14 protein-coding genes are annotated in these 16167 nt (G+C 46.2%); 6 read left to right on the forward strand and 8 right to left on the reverse strand.

Features of this window, described 5'->3' with window-relative positions; all coding sequences use genetic code 11:
• Positions 1-60 precede the first annotated feature (60 nt).
• The gene (locus C7460_RS19695; RefSeq protein ID WP_115869855.1) at positions 61-1305 is read right to left on the reverse strand and encodes a dipeptidase; all 1245 of its coding nucleotides are present in this window, start codon (positions 1303-1305) and stop codon (positions 61-63) included.
• A 198-nt stretch (positions 1306-1503) separates the two neighbouring features.
• Positions 1504-2523 carry a hypothetical protein gene (locus C7460_RS19700; protein WP_147303030.1) on the reverse strand — a complete coding sequence of 340 codons (1020 nt, stop codon included), beginning with the start codon at positions 2521-2523 and terminating at the stop codon, positions 1504-1506.
• 303 nt (positions 2524-2826) lie between these two features.
• Here C7460_RS19700 and C7460_RS19705 point away from each other — a divergent pair, with 303 nt between their 5' ends.
• A complete protein-coding gene (locus C7460_RS19705; RefSeq protein ID WP_115869857.1) occupies positions 2827-3567 on the forward strand; it encodes a hypothetical protein in 741 nt (246 codons plus the stop codon).
• A 123-nt stretch (positions 3568-3690) separates the two neighbouring features.
• Here the strand turns inward: C7460_RS19705 and C7460_RS19710 are convergent, their stop codons facing one another.
• Together C7460_RS19710 and C7460_RS19715 are read right to left on the reverse strand one after the other, a co-directional pair.
• On the reverse strand, positions 3691-5115 hold the full coding sequence (locus tag C7460_RS19710) for an aldehyde dehydrogenase (protein ID WP_115869858.1): 1425 nt from the start codon (positions 5113-5115) through the stop codon (positions 3691-3693).
• 10 nt (positions 5116-5125) lie between these two features.
• Positions 5126-5899 carry an SDR family oxidoreductase gene (locus C7460_RS19715; protein WP_115869859.1) on the reverse strand — a complete coding sequence of 258 codons (774 nt, stop codon included), beginning with the start codon at positions 5897-5899 and terminating at the stop codon, positions 5126-5128.
• Positions 5900-6018: 119 nt separating this feature from the next.
• Between C7460_RS19715 and C7460_RS19720 the strand changes: the two genes are divergently transcribed.
• From C7460_RS19720 to C7460_RS19730, 3 genes are read left to right on the forward strand one after another with little or no spacing between them, the layout of a single operon-like run.
• Positions 6019-6549 carry a 3-hydroxyanthranilate 3,4-dioxygenase gene (locus C7460_RS19720; RefSeq protein WP_115869860.1) on the forward strand — a complete coding sequence of 177 codons (531 nt, stop codon included), beginning with the start codon at positions 6019-6021 and terminating at the stop codon, positions 6547-6549.
• Positions 6550-7827, forward strand: a complete 1278-nt coding sequence (gene kynU / locus C7460_RS19725; RefSeq protein WP_115869861.1) for a kynureninase — start codon at positions 6550-6552, stop codon at positions 7825-7827.
• Positions 7817-9139, forward strand: coding sequence for an FAD-dependent oxidoreductase (locus C7460_RS19730; protein WP_115869862.1), 1323 nt, complete (start codon positions 7817-7819; stop codon positions 9137-9139). The genes kynU and C7460_RS19730 overlap by 11 nt, the downstream gene beginning before the upstream one ends.
• Here the strand turns inward: C7460_RS19730 and C7460_RS19735 are convergent.
• Complete coding sequence (locus tag C7460_RS19735; protein WP_115869863.1) at positions 9111-9557, reverse strand: hypothetical protein; 447 nt, start codon at positions 9555-9557, stop codon at positions 9111-9113. The genes C7460_RS19730 and C7460_RS19735 overlap by 29 nt on opposite strands.
• Positions 9558-9735: 178 nt before the next feature.
• Between C7460_RS19735 and crtD the strand changes: the two genes are divergently transcribed.
• Complete coding sequence (gene crtD, locus C7460_RS19740; protein ID WP_115869864.1) at positions 9736-11199, forward strand: 1-hydroxycarotenoid 3,4-desaturase CrtD; 1464 nt, start codon at positions 9736-9738, stop codon at positions 11197-11199.
• Here the strand turns inward: crtD and C7460_RS19745 are convergent.
• Both C7460_RS19745 and dxs read right to left on the reverse strand, forming a co-directional pair.
• A complete protein-coding gene (locus C7460_RS19745; RefSeq protein ID WP_115869865.1) occupies positions 11171-12655 on the reverse strand; it encodes an MltF family protein in 1485 nt (494 codons plus the stop codon). The two genes, crtD and C7460_RS19745, sit on opposite strands and share 29 nt — an antisense overlap.
• Before the next feature lie 66 nt (positions 12656-12721).
• A complete protein-coding gene (gene dxs / locus C7460_RS19750; protein ID WP_115869866.1) occupies positions 12722-14635 on the reverse strand; it encodes a 1-deoxy-D-xylulose-5-phosphate synthase in 1914 nt (637 codons plus the stop codon).
• 140 nt (positions 14636-14775) lie between these two features.
• Between dxs and C7460_RS19755 the strand changes: the two genes are divergently transcribed.
• Entirely contained in the window at positions 14776-15555 is a 780-nt protein-coding gene (locus tag C7460_RS19755; protein WP_115869894.1) for a segregation and condensation protein A, read from the forward strand.
• 39 nt (positions 15556-15594) lie between these two features.
• On the opposite strand, the gene C7460_RS19760 is transcribed toward C7460_RS19755, so the two are convergent.
• Positions 15595-16014: a nucleoside-diphosphate kinase gene (locus tag C7460_RS19760; protein WP_115869867.1), complete on the reverse strand. Its 420-nt coding sequence runs from the start codon at positions 16012-16014 to the stop codon at positions 15595-15597.
• Positions 16015-16167 lie beyond the last annotated feature (153 nt).

Raw genomic sequence — 16167 nt, forward strand, 5'->3', positions numbered from 1 at the left:
CAAGCTTTTTCATGTATTAAACTGCCTGGCATTGCTGCCTAAAGAGGTTTTGCCAGCAGGCTAAGACTCAGCAGCCACCCGAATTACTTCATTCCACACCCGGAAAGTGTTTTTGTAGCAAATCTTCTCTATGTCTTCTTTAGTATAGCCTCTTTTGAGAAGCTCAGCGATTACGTTTGGAAACATCGATACGTCTTTTAGGCCTTTGGGCAGGCTATCACCCACACCATCAAAGTCAGAGCCAAATGCCACCGCATCGATACCGGCGATGTTAACCACATTATCTATGTGATCTGCCACAATCTGCACATCGGCGTACACATCGTTTTCAAGGGCATATTTTTTGGCGAATGCCTGATAGGCAGAATCGCTACGCTTGAGGCCTGTCTCTGCACGGTAGTTCATCATTACCGAGTCCATGGCCTCAAACTTCTCACGAGATTCTTTCGATAGGAAGGTAGAACCAAAGTTGATGTGGATCACACCTCCTTTAGCCGCCAGGTCTTTGATCATCTGGTCTGACATGTTTCTATGAAAGCCAGGAGTAAACTTCCGACAAGACGAATGAGAAGCTATTAGCGGTGCCTTGCTCAGACGTAGCGCATCGTAAAACGCACTATCGGTAACGTGCGAAATATCTACCATAATGCCCAGGCGGTTCATTTCGGCAATTACCTGCTCCCCAAAGGGGCTCACACCATTCCACGTGTAAGTGGTATCATATGAAGAGTCCGAAATCTGGTTGTCTTTAGAGTGAGTCAGCGTGATGTAGCGGATACCACGATTGAAAAAATATTCCACATTGCTGAGGTCATCTTCTATAGGCGCACCGTTTTCCATACCCATAGGCAGGGAAATAAGTCCTTTTTTGAAGTTTTTTTCGATTTCCGCAGGGGTATTAGCAGGCGCAAACTTATCCGGAAAAGTGGTGGTCACATCCATGGTCATGGTAATTAGTGAATCTGCAAACTCCTTAGCCCCACCTTCAAAATAGTACGAGGATGGTATGTAGATGGACATAAACGGCGCATCCAGGCCTCCTTCTTTGGCTTTCGGGTAATCAAAGTTTCCTTCGGTTTCTACCGAAACATCTTCTACCTGCTTTTTGAGCATAAAGCCTTTTACCTCCATGCGATAGGGCAAGTCTACATGACCATCCACCATGATGGTCTCCTGGGCAAGTTTTTTGGCATAGGCCTGTAGCTCTTCTTCTGTCATCTCACTGACTTCTGGAGCTTTTTGCTCAGGCTGTGGCGAACAAGCGATCATGGCCGCCAGAAAAAATAGTAGTAGTAGGTTTTTCATAAAATAGTATGTGTTGTTTTTAGCTTGGCGCTAAAAGTACACACTACGCAGTGGAAATAAAACACGTGAGGGATGAGCGGTAGCTAGCTGGGTGCAAATGCCACTAGTAGAAAAAAAGTAAGCCCTGAAGAAATACTGGAGACAAAAAAAACCTCACCGCCAAAGCAGTGAGGTTTTTTGAAAAGTTATTCAGGCCAATTAGTCAGCAGAAGCTTCTAGCTGAGCAAGAACGTTAATTTCCACATAATCATCAGAATTGAATCCAGGCTCAATTTTAGCAATGTGGATCAAGCCTTTCACTCCATTCACAGTCTCGAATGCAAGCACAGTACCTTCAGCAATGTTGTTTACAATTCCATTGTCATCTTCAGTACCTGCTTCGTAAGCTGCATCTATATCTGCATAAGTTTTTGTTTCAACGAACTCAGAAGCAGTCATTGTGGTCGTCTTAATCGTTGTACTGTTTTTGGTGCCCCAGCCTTCTACTTGAGAAGAGAAAGTAGTTGACTCAAACCCTTTCGGAGAAGCAATAGATGCTTCTTCAGTATTTCCGTAGTAGTAACCAAAATCAATGGTAGGAGAAATCGATTCAGCAGTAGATGTTACATCATCACCAGAGTAAGTTTCACCAGCACTCACACTAAAAAAGTTTTTGTTTTTAGTATCAGCAGTTGGTGCCGCAAGCAATACTGCAGAATAACTTCTAGCCTCAGGAGAGTTAACTTCTACTTCAACTGTAGTAGTTGCAGTTTGATCATTGTCATCAACAACCTCAAACTCAAATGTCAGAGTAGATCCAACATCAGAACTTTGAACTTCATAAGTTCTAGAATCAGAAGTAGAAGTGACTCCAGCGGTAAGATCAAGATCAAGACGAGTAAACTCATCAATTTTAGTTGATGCTGCTCCATCAACTGAAACATAAATTCGATACACGTTGAACCCACCTTCAGACTGAATGTCTACATTAAATTTCACCTCATCCTCAGGTTCAGCCTGAATTGGACTTTCTGTGGTTGCAGATCCATTTAGCTCCGTACTAACCGCGATTGTTGGCCCGGCAGGAGCAGGCTCTTCGCCATCATCACTACAACTTGTAAATAATACCATAGATGCTGCTACAGCCATCATGGAAATGTTTCTAATTAGACTTTTCATTTTTCTGGTTTTTAATTTAATATTCAAAATTTTAGGACGTTTCACCAGTCTTAATGACAATCAAAACCGGTTTTTGTTTGCCAAATTTCTAAAAAGCGACCGATATTACCCAGTATTGTGTGCGATATAATTGTCGTTTTCAGAATTCTTTGATTCAAACTCGCAGCCAAGACACTTATTGTGAATTATTGGTTGGATTCAGGATGAATATTCCTAAATTAAAGTTAGAATTGACCGGAAAGAGAATATTTCCTATTTTTCGGGAGGCAAAAGAATTTCGCAGCTATCCCAATGGGATATTGTGAATTGAAAAAAATATGACATTTTTGTAAGATTACTGCTTTATCCTAATCTAATAAGACTATGACGGATCCGATATCACCAAGTTTGCTCGAAGCATGGAACACCTACGGACGATACTTGGCCTATGCAATTGCCGGTGTTGGAGTGTTGATTTTGCTGGGTCACTTCATCAAACTGATGACCACCCGCGATTACAAGACCCGATACGACTACATCAACATGCACGAAATCAACCTGCTGTGGTACGGTTTCTTGCTGATAATGGTGGGCGCAGCCCTCTTTGTCAATACCCTAAGACCTGAAACTACGTGGTTGTGGTTTTTTGTTTGGGTGTTTGTGAGCTTGATGGTAGCCATGATCATCGGTGTGATTGTTCAAAACGTATTGAAGTTCTACTACCCGTTTTTCATCGAGAAAAGGTTGAAGAAACTTCGCTACACACCGCGTATTTCACCTGATGGACGTAAAATGAAACTCCTCTCTGAGGAAGAAGAAGATGTTTACCTCGACGAAGGTATGCAGGCGGAAGAGGATGCATTCTCCGTAGACTATGATGTATGGATCGATGAAGTTTCAGGATTTACCAAAATCGAAAAATACAATGGTAGACTCCACGCCCTACAATGTAGCGAGTGTAACTACCAAACACTCAAAGTAGAGCGCGAAGAAGTAGTTCAGGAAGCTTCTGAAACCGAAGAAGGAGAATTGATGAAGTACTTTACCTGTGGCTACTGCGGACATAAAGAACGCAAATCATTCAATATTGCACGAATCAAACCAGGAGAAGGAGCAGAGGTATAAATCTTTCCTAACCTGTAAAGTATCCAGCCCTTCCGAAGCATCGGAAGGGTTTTTTTATGTCTTCAGAGCTCCGCATCAGCCTTACCATACGACACTATTCTAGTGTCACTCGCAGACTATATTCTACCTGCGAATACAAATATTTTGAGCTTCCGTAAAAAACCTCAAGGCTTCTACTCCACCCTCACGCCCAACACCAGACAATTTTACGCCACCGAAAGGCGTCCGCAGGTCTCGCTCCATCCAGCAGTTGACCCACACGATCCCTGATTCCATCCGGGCAGCCACCCTATGCGCACGCTTCAGGTTTTCTGTCCACACCACTGCAGCCAGTCCATAATTGGTACCATTAGCCATCTGAATGGCCTCCTCCTCTGCATCAAAAGGGATCAGCGTAACCACCGGACCAAACACTTCTTGCTGGTTGATCTCACAGCCAGCATCTAGTCCTTCCAGTACTGTAGGAGCATAGAAAAATCCATTTCCGATCTGAAGTGGCATGCCACCCGCTAAAACCGTGGCACCCTGCCCCACCGCACGTGATACATACGCACTTACTTTTTCTAAGTGCGCTCGACTCACTAGGGCTCCGAGATCCACGTCTGCTGAAGGCAAGCCGACTTCTAGATGCGCTACCTTTTGCAGAAACTCCTGCTTAAACTCCTCGTAAATGCCACTCTCCACAAAGATTCGAGAACCGCAAAGGCAGATCTCCCCCTGATTCGTAAAGGCACTTCGCATGCTTGTACGGACAGCCTGCTCCAGATCACAATCTGCAAATACCAACACCGGATTTTTTCCTCCTAGCTCCAGCGAGACTTTTTTCAGTTGCTCCCCCGCCAGCCGGCCAATACGCCTACCTGTATGCGTGCCTCCGGTGAATGAAATGGCCTTTATTTTGGGGTGAGTAACAAGCCGCTCGCCAATTTCCGCGCCAGCACCATGGAGTATGTTGAGCACTCCAGCGGGAAGCCCTGCCTGATTGGCCAGGTCTCCAAGCATCCAGGCGGTATAGGGTGTAACCTCTGAGGGCTTGGCAATGACACAATTGCCTGTAGCCAATGCCGGAGCAATTTTCCAGCTCAGCAAGTACAGCGGGAGGTTCCATGGAGAGATGCACCCCACCACACCTAAAGGCTTGTGCAAAGTGTAGTTGAGGGTACGCTCGTTGGCATGCATCTGTGAAGCGTCATTCACGATGGCACTTGCAAAGAACCGAAAATTGGCTGCTGCACGAGGTATATCCACCGTACTTGCCAAAGACAAAGGCTTACCTGTGTCCAGACTCTCAGCTTCAGCCAGAGCCGTGAGGTTTTCCTCTATCAGATCTGCCAGCTTCATCAGCACTCTGGACCGCTCTTCTATAGAGTGTCCAGACCAATCTGCGAACGCAGTTTCCGCTTTTGCAAGTGCTGTCTCCAGGTCTTCTGAAGTAGCATTGGCTACCTGCGCGTAGGTGTCGCCTGTCGCCGGGTCAACTACAGGTAGATACTCATCTTGTGAAGGTGGCAGAAATTCACCTCCAATAAAATTGTCAAACGTTTTCATAGGCTATTGCTTAAAGACAACCCGTGCGCCCACCATCTACCGGTATGCTCACCCCAGTGATATATGCCGCTTTATCAGAGGCTAAAAATACCGCCAAGTCACCCAACTCCGCAGGCACTCCAAATCTCCCTGCGGGAATTCCCGCCTCCATATTTTTGGCAGCCTGCTCCTCACTGATCCCTTGCTTTTCTGCAGTATTGGCGATGATGGATCGCAGCCTCCCGGTATCTACAGCCCCCGGCAGAATGTTATTCACGGTAATTCCGTATTGGGCCACTTCCATGGAGAGCGTTTTAGACCATGACGCCATGGCACCACGCGTGGTGTTGCTTACACCCAGACCCGCAATTGGCATTTTCACACTGGTGGAAATCACCTGAATAAATCGACCAAACTTGTGGTCTTTCATGGCAGGAAGTGCCGCCTGCAACAGCCGATGACTGGCGTGTAGATGCCTGCTGATAGCTAGTTCAAACTCCTCAATAGTAGCAGAAGCCACAGGTCCCGGCGCAGGCCCGCCAGCATTGTTAACGATAATGTCAGGCTGGTATTCTTTCACAAAGGTCTCCAGTTTTGAGACATCTTCCGGCTGATCAAGATCACATATCTGATAGTGATGTCCTTCACCAGCTAGTCGCTGAAGCTGACGCTCCAGATCAGCCGCTGTACGACTAACGATCACCACTTGTGCGCCTTCAGCAGCCAAAGCTTCAGCAATAGCCGCCCCTATTCCTTGTGATGCACCACATACCAGTGCTTTTTTACTCTTTAGGTTTAAATCCATTTCTCTCGTTGATTTCGGTTAAAATCCTGCAAACTAATGCGCCATTTATCGTGTTTTCACGAAATTTGATAAAAGAACCTCTACTCACCTAAATTTAGAAATTTAATACGACCACTACCATGGCTATCAAAAGACCTTTCAACCTGTTTCAATGGATCGAAGAAAACCGCGATTTGCTAAAGCCTCCCGTAGGCAATAAAAACCTCTATGCTGATGCAGGCGATTACATTGTGATGATCGTAGGTGGTCCCAACGCCAGGAAGGATTACCACTACAACGAAACGGAGGAATTGTTTTTTCAGCTTGAAGGCGACATTCTGGTAAAAATCCAGGAAGACGGCAAAGCCGTGGATGTACCGATCAAAGCCGGTGAAATGTTTCTACTGCCCGCTAAAGTTCCGCACTCGCCTATCCGCTCTGAGGGGTCTGTAGGACTGGTAGTAGAGCGCAAGCGCACCAAGGCACACACAGATGGCCTACTGTGGTATTGTGACAACTGCAACCACAAACTGCACGAAACTTATTTTCATTTAACGAACATCGAGAAGGACTTTTTACCAAGATTTAAAGAGTTTTACGGTTCCGACAAACTGCGCTCCTGCGATCAGTGTGGCACAGTGATGGAAACAGACCCAAGATTTGTAGACTAAATGAACTTCGAAAACACCCCGGATTTTGCGAAAGCGCAAGATCAAAACGACAACCTCAAACACTTTAGAGAGCAGTTTCATATCCCACAAAAAAATGGCAAACCCACCATTTATTTTTGTGGAAACTCCCTGGGCGTACAGCCAAAAATCACAGAGGAGTATGTGCAAGGCGAGCTTTCACGCTGGCGCGAAAAAGGTGTGGAAGGCCACTTTGATGGTGATGATGCGTGGGCAGATTACCACTTAAAATCTAAAAACTCGCTAGCGAAGCTTACAGGAGCCAAGCCACTAGAAGTAGTGGCCATGAACAACCTCACCACCAACTTGCACTTGCTACTGGCCTCTTTTTATCAGCCAAAAGGCAAGCGTGTAAAACTGATGATAGAGGGGGGAGCATTCCCTTCGGATCACTACGCCGCAGAATCGCACATGAAGCGAATGGGCATAGCTCCAGAGGAGCACCTGATCACGCTCACTCCCAAGTCCGGAGAGTGTTTTACTACCGAAGAGATTGTGGAAGCAATCCATGCCACAGGTGATGAGTTGGCACTGGTCATGTTTCCCGGAGTGCAATACTACACGGGGCAGTTTTTTGACATGAAAGCGATCACTGCCGCGGCCCATGAAGTAGGCGCTTTTGCAGGCTTTGATTTGGCGCATGCCATGGGCAACCTCCCGATGTCACTGCATGCAGACGGTGTAGACTTTGCCGCATGGTGTACTTACAAATACCTCAATTCGGGCCCAGGAGCCGTTTCGGGAATCTTTATACATGAAAAGCACTGCACAGATGCCAATTTTCCTAAGCTGACCGGGTGGTGGGGGCACGACCGAAAAACACGTTTTAAAATGGACAACCAGTTTGTGCCCAACCCGGGAGCTGATGGCTGGATGCTGAGCAATAGCAACATCATCACTCAGGCGGCTCACCTGGCGAGTCTTTCGGTATTTGACCAAACGGACATCACAGCCCTGAGAGCTAAGAGCCTCAGGCTCACAGGCTACCTGGAGTACCTGCTCACCCATGACGAAATCATCAGCCAACACATACGGCTCATCACGCCCACTGACCCGGAGCAGCGAGGCTGCCAACTATCCATGTACATAGACCAAAACGGCAAATCCATTTTTGATGGGCTAATTGCAAATGGGGTGATCCTGGACTGGCGCGAACCAAATGTTATTCGCGTAGCACCTACGCCTCTTTACAATACTTTCGAGGAAGTTTGGCATTTTTGCCAGCTACTTAGAAAGCTGATAGAAACAAATGCAGGATAATGATGTCACCATACTGGGTGCCGGGCTGGTAGGATCGCTACTCGCCACGCTCCTTGCTGAGCGCGGAATCACAGTGGATGTATATGAGAAGCGTAAAGACCCAGAGTCACGTCCTGTGGAGCAGGGAAGGTCTATCAACCTGGCATTGAGTCACCGGGGAATCCGGTCGTTGCAGCTTGCAGGTGTCTACGATCAGGTACAAAAACACCTCATCCCCATGAAGGGACGCATGATGCACGATGTAAAGGGCAACCTCAGCTTTCAATCTTACGGCAGAGAAGATCAGCACATCAACTCAGTATCTCGGGCAGGGCTCAACTACACCCTAATTGAACATGCACGAGCTCAAGGAGTAAATTTTCACTTTGACTCCTTTTGCCAGGGCGTAAACCTGGAAAAAACCACCTGCTACTTTGAGGGTGAGACCGTACGCTCCAATGTACTCATAGGCTCAGATGGTGCATTTTCGGTACTCAGACAGGCCATGCAGCGTACTGAGCGCTTTAATCTGGAGCAGTACTACATCCCTCATGGCTACAAAGAGCTCACTCTGCATCCTCAGGATGGTGATTTTGCCCTGGAACCCAACTACCTACACATCTGGCCCAGAGGTAACTTTATGCTGATAGCACTGCCTAACCCGGACAAGTCATTTACCTGCACCCTGTTTTTCCCTTTTGAGGGCGACCTTTCCTTTCAATCGATCCAAACAGAAGAAGGTGTGCTTCGGTTTTTCGAGCAGTATTTCCCCGATGTGCTGCCACTGATGCCCAACGTAGCCAAAGAATTTATTGCTAACCCTACCTCTTCGCTAGTCACCATCAAAACCAGCCCCTGGCACCGAAACAATAGCCTGCTTATAGGCGATGCCAGCCACGCGATTGTGCCGTTTTACGGGCAAGGGATGAACGCAGGCTTTGAAGACTGCCGGCTTCTGATCGAATGGGGCGAAAAATTCAACTTTGATTGGAAGAAATTACTCCCGCATTTCTCCACCCATCGTAAGCGTGACGCTGATGCCATCTCCGATCTGGCCATGAAAAACTTTGTGGAAATGCGAGATAAAGTAGCCGATGAGCGTTTCTTGAAAATCAAAAAATTTGAAGCCAGACTCCAACAACACTATCCAGACACCTGGCTTCCACTCTACACCATGGTCACCTTTAGTGACATTCCTTATGCTGAAGCTAAAAGTTTGGGGGAATTGCAAGCGAAGCTAATGGCTGAGCTACCCGATGACTTTGACCCAGAGACACACCCCATGGAAGGTGTCATCGCTCGATTTAATGCTCTAAAGCAAGGCGCTCAGTAAGCATCTGGATCGTCTCCTGTTCTACTTCGGAAATTCCGTCAGCGGCATTGGCAAACAGATACATAGACTCCATCACAAACTCCTTGTCTGACCTGCTGTCCTGAATATTGTTTCTCAGCGTATTTAGAAACTTCTTCTGCCACTTTTCTATGTTGTCCAGCAGGTAGCGAAATTCTGTGCGAAAAGATTGTTCCAGGCGTTCCATTTCCTCATCGTTGAGACCATCTCCATATTCGAGGGCCAGCCCCTTGGCTAGCCGTAAGACACCATCCCACTCTTCCTTATCTAATACACCATCGCACATACACACAATAAGTGATGGGTATAAGTTTAGAATGTACGTAAATTGGTCAAGTGACAGGTCGATGTTACGAACCTTTTTGTACTCTTCCAGCAACAGTTCAGCTTGAGTCTTCATTAAATCGGCGAGTAATTCAGAGTGATGATTAAAGGTAATGAACGATTTATTAATTTCATGCGCTATGAGCAAATGAAATACATGATTTTTTGCACTTAATTTATAGATAATTTAATATTTCCATGCTCTCCTTAAATTATTCGATAAACCTTTACCACTCTACCCGGGTTTGGAGCTTATGGCTAAACGAGTAGCAGTAATCGGGTCTGGTGTAGCAGGGTTGGCAGCCGCCATCAGGTTAAAGTGTGCAGGACATGAGGTCACGGTGTTTGAAGCGAATGACTACCCTGGCGGCAAACTCTCCGAGGTTAGACTCGGCCCATACAGGTTTGATGCTGGTCCATCTCTATTCACATTACCAGAGCTTGTAGACGAACTTTTTGACCTGGCCGGGGAGCCAAAAGGAAAGTATTTTTCCTATGAAAAAGTGGACCCTACTTGTCGTTATTTTTACCCGGATGGGACAAAAGTTTCTGCATTTGCAGCTCATGACCGGTTTGCCGAAGAAATGGAAAAACAAACTGGTGAGCCTGCCCACAACGTATTAAAAGCCATCAAAAAGAGTGCATACCTGTATTCCCGACTGAGCGCTCTGTTTATGTTTAGCTCACTTCAAGACTGGCGCACCTTCTTTTCCAAACAAGCCCTAAAAGCCTACCTAAGCATCCACCAGCTCGGCTTTTTTCGCACTATGGATGCAGCAAATCGAAAGCGTTTCCGATCCGAAAAGGCAGTTCAGCTTTTTGATCGTTATGCAACTTACAATGGGTCTTCGCCCTTTAAAACTCCTGCCACGATGAACATCATTCCGCATCTGGAGATGTCAATAGGAGCATATTTTCCTACTGGTGGCATGCACACAATCACACTCGCGCTGTATGGTTTAGCGAAGCGATTGGGTGTCTCCTTTCACTTTCAAACTTCCGTAGAGCGTATTTTACACAAAAAGGGAAAAGTCACCGGCATACAGCTAAAAGACACCTCTATTCCATTCGACCGGGTAGTTTCCAATATGGATATTGTCAATAGCTACCGCAAACTCTTACCAGACCTCAAAGCACCTAACTTTTTGCTAAATCAGCCTAAGTCCAGTTCAGCACTGATTTTTTATTGGGGCATCAAAGGGTCTTTTGAGCAGCTAGACCTTCACAATATTTTTTTTAGCCAATCGTATGAAGAAGAATTTGATCACATCTTTGAAAAAGGCACCATCTACACCGACCCTACCATCTACATAAACATTACTGCGAAGAAAAATCCGGCCGATGCACCTAAAGACTGTGAAAACTGGTTTACCATGATCAATGTCCCTAACAACACTGGACAAGACTGGGAGAACCTGATTCAATCAGCACGGGCAAGCATCATTCAAAAGCTCAGCGAGTCGCTCAACTGCGATTTGGAAGCGCTCATAGAGGTAGAAGAAGTTTTGGACCCCATAAAAATAGAGTCTAAAACAAGCAGTGCTCTGGGTGCGCTCTATGGCAACAGCAGCAACAACCTCTTTGCGGCGTTTCTACGCCACGCTAATGTAAGCCAAAGGGTAAAAGGATTGTATTTCTGTGGAGGCAGCGTCCATCCTGGAGGTGGTATCCCGATGAGTTTGTCATCCGCTAAACTGGTGGCAAAGTATTTTCAATAGCCTCATCTGGAAACAATGCCTGGTAGTTTTCAAATATGCTCAAAACGGTAGATACATAAGTCACGGGCTCCACGCCTCTGCAATAGCCATAGCTCACTACCGGATCATTAAAGAATGCACTATTAGACTTCTTTATGAGGTATTCCTTTACATCATCCCATGCGGCAGGGTTGGCTCCATATTTTTCAGTTAGCCTGATAGCATCTACTACATGTCCATGACCTACGTTGTAGGCGGCGAGCACAAACCGCATGCGCTGAGTAGAATCCGGCACATATTCAGCAAAATAATCCTGCAGCCACTTGAGGTGAGCAGTACCTCCTCTTATGCTTTCGCGCGGGTTTGTCCTACTGATCACGCGATGCTCTTCGGCTGTACTGGGCATGAGCTGCATAAGGCCAACAGCACCTACCCATGACTCTGCAGCAGGATCAAATCCCGACTCCCTAAAAATCTGTGCGGCGAGTAATCGCCAGTCCCAATTCAGCTCTTTTGCAGCATGCTGGATCAGAGAATCATACGGGGATAACTTGCCCCCGCCCAGGGAAAAGTACTCACTCCGGGTACGCCTCAGGGCTGCTTTTCTACTTTTAAAATATTTATCATAAATGACATAATAATCGGCTTCCTTTCGCATGTCCAAAATCCACTCATTCAATGCTTCAAGAAGTCCATCCGCGTTTTTGCGCACCCCCCACGCGATGCGCGTAGGAAAACTAATGGCCGTCTCCACATCAAGGTTTGGATAGTAGGTAGCATTGACCATGGCGATATCCTTTTCTGCTACTGTAAAATCTACAAACCCATCAGCCACCTGCCGAATGACCGCTTCGGTTTCCACCTCCGGGCTGGCCTGTATGATAAAAATATCTCCCCCAATTTCTTCTGAAAGGTTTTGCAGTCGATCTATATATGAACTATGATGTCTTACATAAACCTCTTTTCCTATCAGGTCTACTGGGTTTCTAATGAGGCTAGCCTCTATTTCGTGAAGCTTCATTTGGCGCCAATTGTCTGGCTTTCGCTGCACCAGCACCATTTCCACCAGATTGTGGTAGTGGGTGAAGGCTATGCGCTTTTTCCGTTCTTTGGTGATGGTCAGATTGTAAGCCAGAATATCTCCCTCTCCAGCGTTGAGTTTTGCGAAGCCTTCCTCTAGACTAGGGGTAATATTGATGCGCAGCTCCAATCCTAAGCTATCCGTAAAAGCTTTTAGCAGCTCATATTCATAGCCCATAGTTCGGCCTTTGTAGATGAAAAAACCCGTGGAGCTATTGTCCATGATTGCCGTGAGGTAGCCACGTGCTTTGATTTGATCCAAATCTAAATCTACGATCTCCTCTTTGGGCTGGCGCTGTTGCTCCTGATCCCGTTTGCTGCTCGTCCATTGAGTGCACGAAAGGCAAAACAGCATACAGCCCCCTAGTAATAGGTATGTAAATATTCGTTGTTGCATGTCCCCTCTTCTAACTCAGAAGATAACGAATATCCCTTACAATAAATAAAAACAAGGCTTTCAGCGTCAAACGGCAGCTTTTTCGGACATGAGTTTAAGTGCAGCAGCCAAGATTGCTTCTGCGTCATAGCCACACTCATGATAGAGTTCATCTTGCTCGCCATGCTCCACAATGCGATCTGGTATACCCAAACGAGTCACCTGAGCACTGTAGCCGTGATCGGCCATAAACTCTACGATGGCACTACCGAATCCTCCAGGCAGGCAACCATCCTCTACTGTAATCACGCGCTGATGTTTCTCAAACACTTCGTGCAGCAGTTGTTCGTCCAGGGGTTTGGCAAAACGCATGTCATAATGTGCGGCACTCACTCCTTCGAGCTGCAATTGTTCCTGGGCTTTGGTGGCATAGTTGCCTATATGACCAATCGATAAAATGGCCAGGTCGTCTCCATCCTGAAGTTTTCTACCCTGCCCGGTAATGATTTTTTCCAATGGAGTACGCCAGTCTGGCATTACACCTTTACCACGAGGGTAGCGAATAGAATAAGGTGCTCCTGCTTCACTCGCACTGTACATCATATTGCGCAGCTCCTGCTCATTCATAGGAGCTGCCACTATCATGTTGGGAATGCACCGCATATAAGCCAGGTCATATGCTCCATGATGGGTAGGTCCGTCGGCTCCAGCTACACCGGCACGATCGAGACAGAAGACCACCGGTAGCTTTTGGATAGCCACGTCGTGAATCACCTGATCAAAAGCACGCTGCATAAACGTGGAGTAGATATTGCAAAATGGCACCATCCCCTGTGTAGCCAGTCCTGCAGAGAACGTAACGGCATGTTGTTCAGCAATGCCTACATCAAAAGCTCGCTCTGGCATGGCTTTCATCATGATGTTCATCGATGAGCCTGAAGGCATCGCTGGAGTTACCCCCATGATTTTCTCATTTTGCTCTGCCAGCTCCACTATAGTATGGCCAAACACTTCCTGATATTTAGGAGCCTGTGGTTCTACAGGCACAGATTTTCGTATTTCGCCAGTGATCTTGTCAAACTTCCCGGGTGCATGCCACTTGGTCTGATCTTTTTCGGCTAGTTCATAGCCCTTGCCTTTCACCGTCACGCAATGCAGGATTTTAGGCCCGGGAATGTCCTTCAAATCTTTGAGCACATGCACCAGATGATTGACATCATGACCGTCTACCGGACCAAAATAGCGTAGGTTGAGCGACTCAAACAAGTTGCTTTGCTTGAGGACCAGTGATTTGATGCTGTTTTCGATACTACTGACAATCTCTCGTGCATTCGGGCCAAACTTGCTAATCTTCCCAAGCACCTTCCAAACGTCATCACGAATCTTATTGTACGTATGTGAAGTAGTGATATCGGTGAGGTAATCTTTAAGTGCACCCACGTTCGGGTCGATCGACATACAGTTATCATTGAGAATGATGAGCAGGTTTTTATTGGAATCTCCTGCATGGTTCATCGCCTCAAACGCCATACCACCTGTCATCGCCCCATCGCCGATCACTGCAATGTGATGTTTGTCCTTTTCTCCTTTGTGATCCGAAGCAAACGCCATCCCCAGCGCTGCAGAAATAGAAGTGGACGAGTGGCCTACGCCAAATGTATCGTACTCGCTTTCGGACCTTTTGGGAAACCCTGATATACCTCCGTAAAGTCTATTAGTATGAAAGCGGCTTTTTCGGCCAGTAAGAATTTTATGCCCATAAGCCTGGTGCCCCACATCCCACACCAGTTGATCTACGGGAGTATTGAAGACATAATGCAAGGCCACGGTAAGTTCCACCACGCCAAGACTTGCTCCAAAATGCCCACCGTATATTGACACATGGTCTACAATGTATTCACGGAGATCTTCACATATCTGAGCCAATTGCTTTTCATCAAATTGCTTCAGATCTGCCGGACTATTGATTTGGGCTAAAAATTTACCTTGCTTGATCTCCATGCTCTCTTTTTTGGGGATGTTTCATGAACAGGTTATTAATGCAAATGTTTCTCAACTTCAACATTTCTACATCAGGTATTCGGCAAATCTAAGCTTTTTTAGGTTTAGCATTTCTCTGTTTTAGGCTAGCTTTGAAGATTGTGAGTGAAAACCCTACATCCAACACTTATGAGATCAAGCTTCCGTTATTCGAAGGGCCATTTGATCTGCTGCTCTTTTTCATTGAAAGAGACGAGTTGGATATTTATGACATTCCTATCGCAAAGGTCACCGCTGACTTTCTAGACTATCTGCACCAGCTGGAAACAATGAACGTAGAAGTGGCCAGCGAATTCATACTGGTGGCAGCCACACTCATGCGGATCAAAGCCAAACTCCTACTCCCAAGACCTGTGCTGGATGAAGAAGGAAATGAGATTGATCCTCGTGAAGAGCTCGTCAAGCATCTACTGGAGTATAAAAAATACAAGTCGGTCATCAGCCAGCTCAACGAACTGGAACGTCAGCGCCTGGACAGAGAGCGCAGGGGCAATCTGGTAAAAGAAATCAAGCAGCTGTCGGCAAGTATAGATGTGGAGTCTGAACTCCAGGATGTAGACCTCTACAAACTCATGAAGGTGTACCAGCGGGTGCTGAAGCGATACGAGTACGAAAAATCAAAGCCTACGCATGAGGTAGTACAATATCCGTACACCATCAGTGGACAAAAAGCCGAACTACTCACCCGCCTGCACATGACCGAAAACGGCCGACTTTCCTTTGCCAAACTTGTAGAGGAGCGGCCTGAAAAAATCCTCGTGATCTTCAATTTCCTCGCGATCCTGGAATTATTACAATTGGGTGAAATCACCTTACATATAGGTGAGGGTTTTAACAACTTCTGGGTAGAAAGCCTCGAAAAAGAAAAAATCCCGGAATGACCCGGGATTTTAAATTTCTATAATCAGGCAACCTGCTACTTAGACTCTTTCTAACTGTGAAAAGAAGAAAGCTCCTTCGATTGCTGCGTTTTCATCAGAATCAGACCCGTGAATGGCGTTTGCTTCGATAGACTTGGCAAACAATTTTCTTACAGTACCTTCTGCAGCTTCCGCAGGATTAGTTGCCCCGATGAACGTTCTAAAGTCTGCCACGGCATTTTCTTTAGACAAGATCATCGCGATAATAGGCCCTGAAGACATATAAGCCACCAAATCGTTGTAAAAAGGACGCTCCTTATGCACCGCATAAAATGCCCCTGCACTTTCAGCAGAAAGACGAGTAAGTTTCATCGCCTCGATCTTAAATCCTGCTTCTTCAATCATTTTGATGATCGCCCCGCTATTGCCATCAGCAAATGCATCGGGTTTGATCATGGTGAAGGTTTTTGTTCCTGCCATGTTGTTTTTGAATAATTTTTTATGTGGTTTCAGTAAAATTGGCTGCAAAAATAACATTTATATTCGTGAGTGGCATCCTGGTCGCATTTTGTATTTACTTGATTTATTGTGAGTTTTGCGATTCACTTACAGCCAAGGTGAGGCAGAAAACAG

Source organism: Marinoscillum furvescens DSM 4134, assembly GCF_003386095.1.
Taxonomy (GTDB): Bacteria; Bacteroidota; Bacteroidia; order Cytophagales; family Cyclobacteriaceae; genus Marinoscillum; species Marinoscillum furvescens.

Excerpts from the sequence above, each read along its gene's own strand:
- C7460_RS19695 (WP_115869855.1), bottom strand. The coding sequence starts at position 1,305 with ATGAAAAACCTACTACTACTATTTTTTCTGGCGGCCATGATCGCTTGT.
- C7460_RS19705 (WP_115869857.1), top strand. The coding sequence starts at position 2,827 with ATGACGGATCCGATATCACCAAGTTTGCTCGAAGCATGGAACACCTAC.
- C7460_RS19710 (WP_115869858.1), bottom strand. The coding sequence starts at position 5,115 with ATGAAAACGTTTGACAATTTTATTGGAGGTGAATTTCTGCCACCTTCA.
- C7460_RS19715 (WP_115869859.1), bottom strand. The coding sequence starts at position 5,899 with ATGGATTTAAACCTAAAGAGTAAAAAAGCACTGGTATGTGGTGCATCA.
- C7460_RS19720 (WP_115869860.1), top strand. The coding sequence starts at position 6,019 with ATGGCTATCAAAAGACCTTTCAACCTGTTTCAATGGATCGAAGAAAAC.
- kynU (WP_115869861.1), top strand. The coding sequence starts at position 6,550 with ATGAACTTCGAAAACACCCCGGATTTTGCGAAAGCGCAAGATCAAAAC.
- C7460_RS19730 (WP_115869862.1), top strand. The coding sequence starts at position 7,817 with ATGCAGGATAATGATGTCACCATACTGGGTGCCGGGCTGGTAGGATCG.
- C7460_RS19735 (WP_115869863.1), bottom strand. The coding sequence starts at position 9,557 with ATGAAGACTCAAGCTGAACTGTTGCTGGAAGAGTACAAAAAGGTTCGT.
- crtD (WP_115869864.1), top strand. The coding sequence starts at position 9,736 with ATGGCTAAACGAGTAGCAGTAATCGGGTCTGGTGTAGCAGGGTTGGCA.
- C7460_RS19745 (WP_115869865.1), bottom strand. The coding sequence starts at position 12,655 with ATGCAACAACGAATATTTACATACCTATTACTAGGGGGCTGTATGCTG.
- dxs (WP_115869866.1), bottom strand. The coding sequence starts at position 14,635 with ATGGAGATCAAGCAAGGTAAATTTTTAGCCCAAATCAATAGTCCGGCA.
- C7460_RS19760 (WP_115869867.1), bottom strand. The coding sequence starts at position 16,014 with ATGGCAGGAACAAAAACCTTCACCATGATCAAACCCGATGCATTTGCT.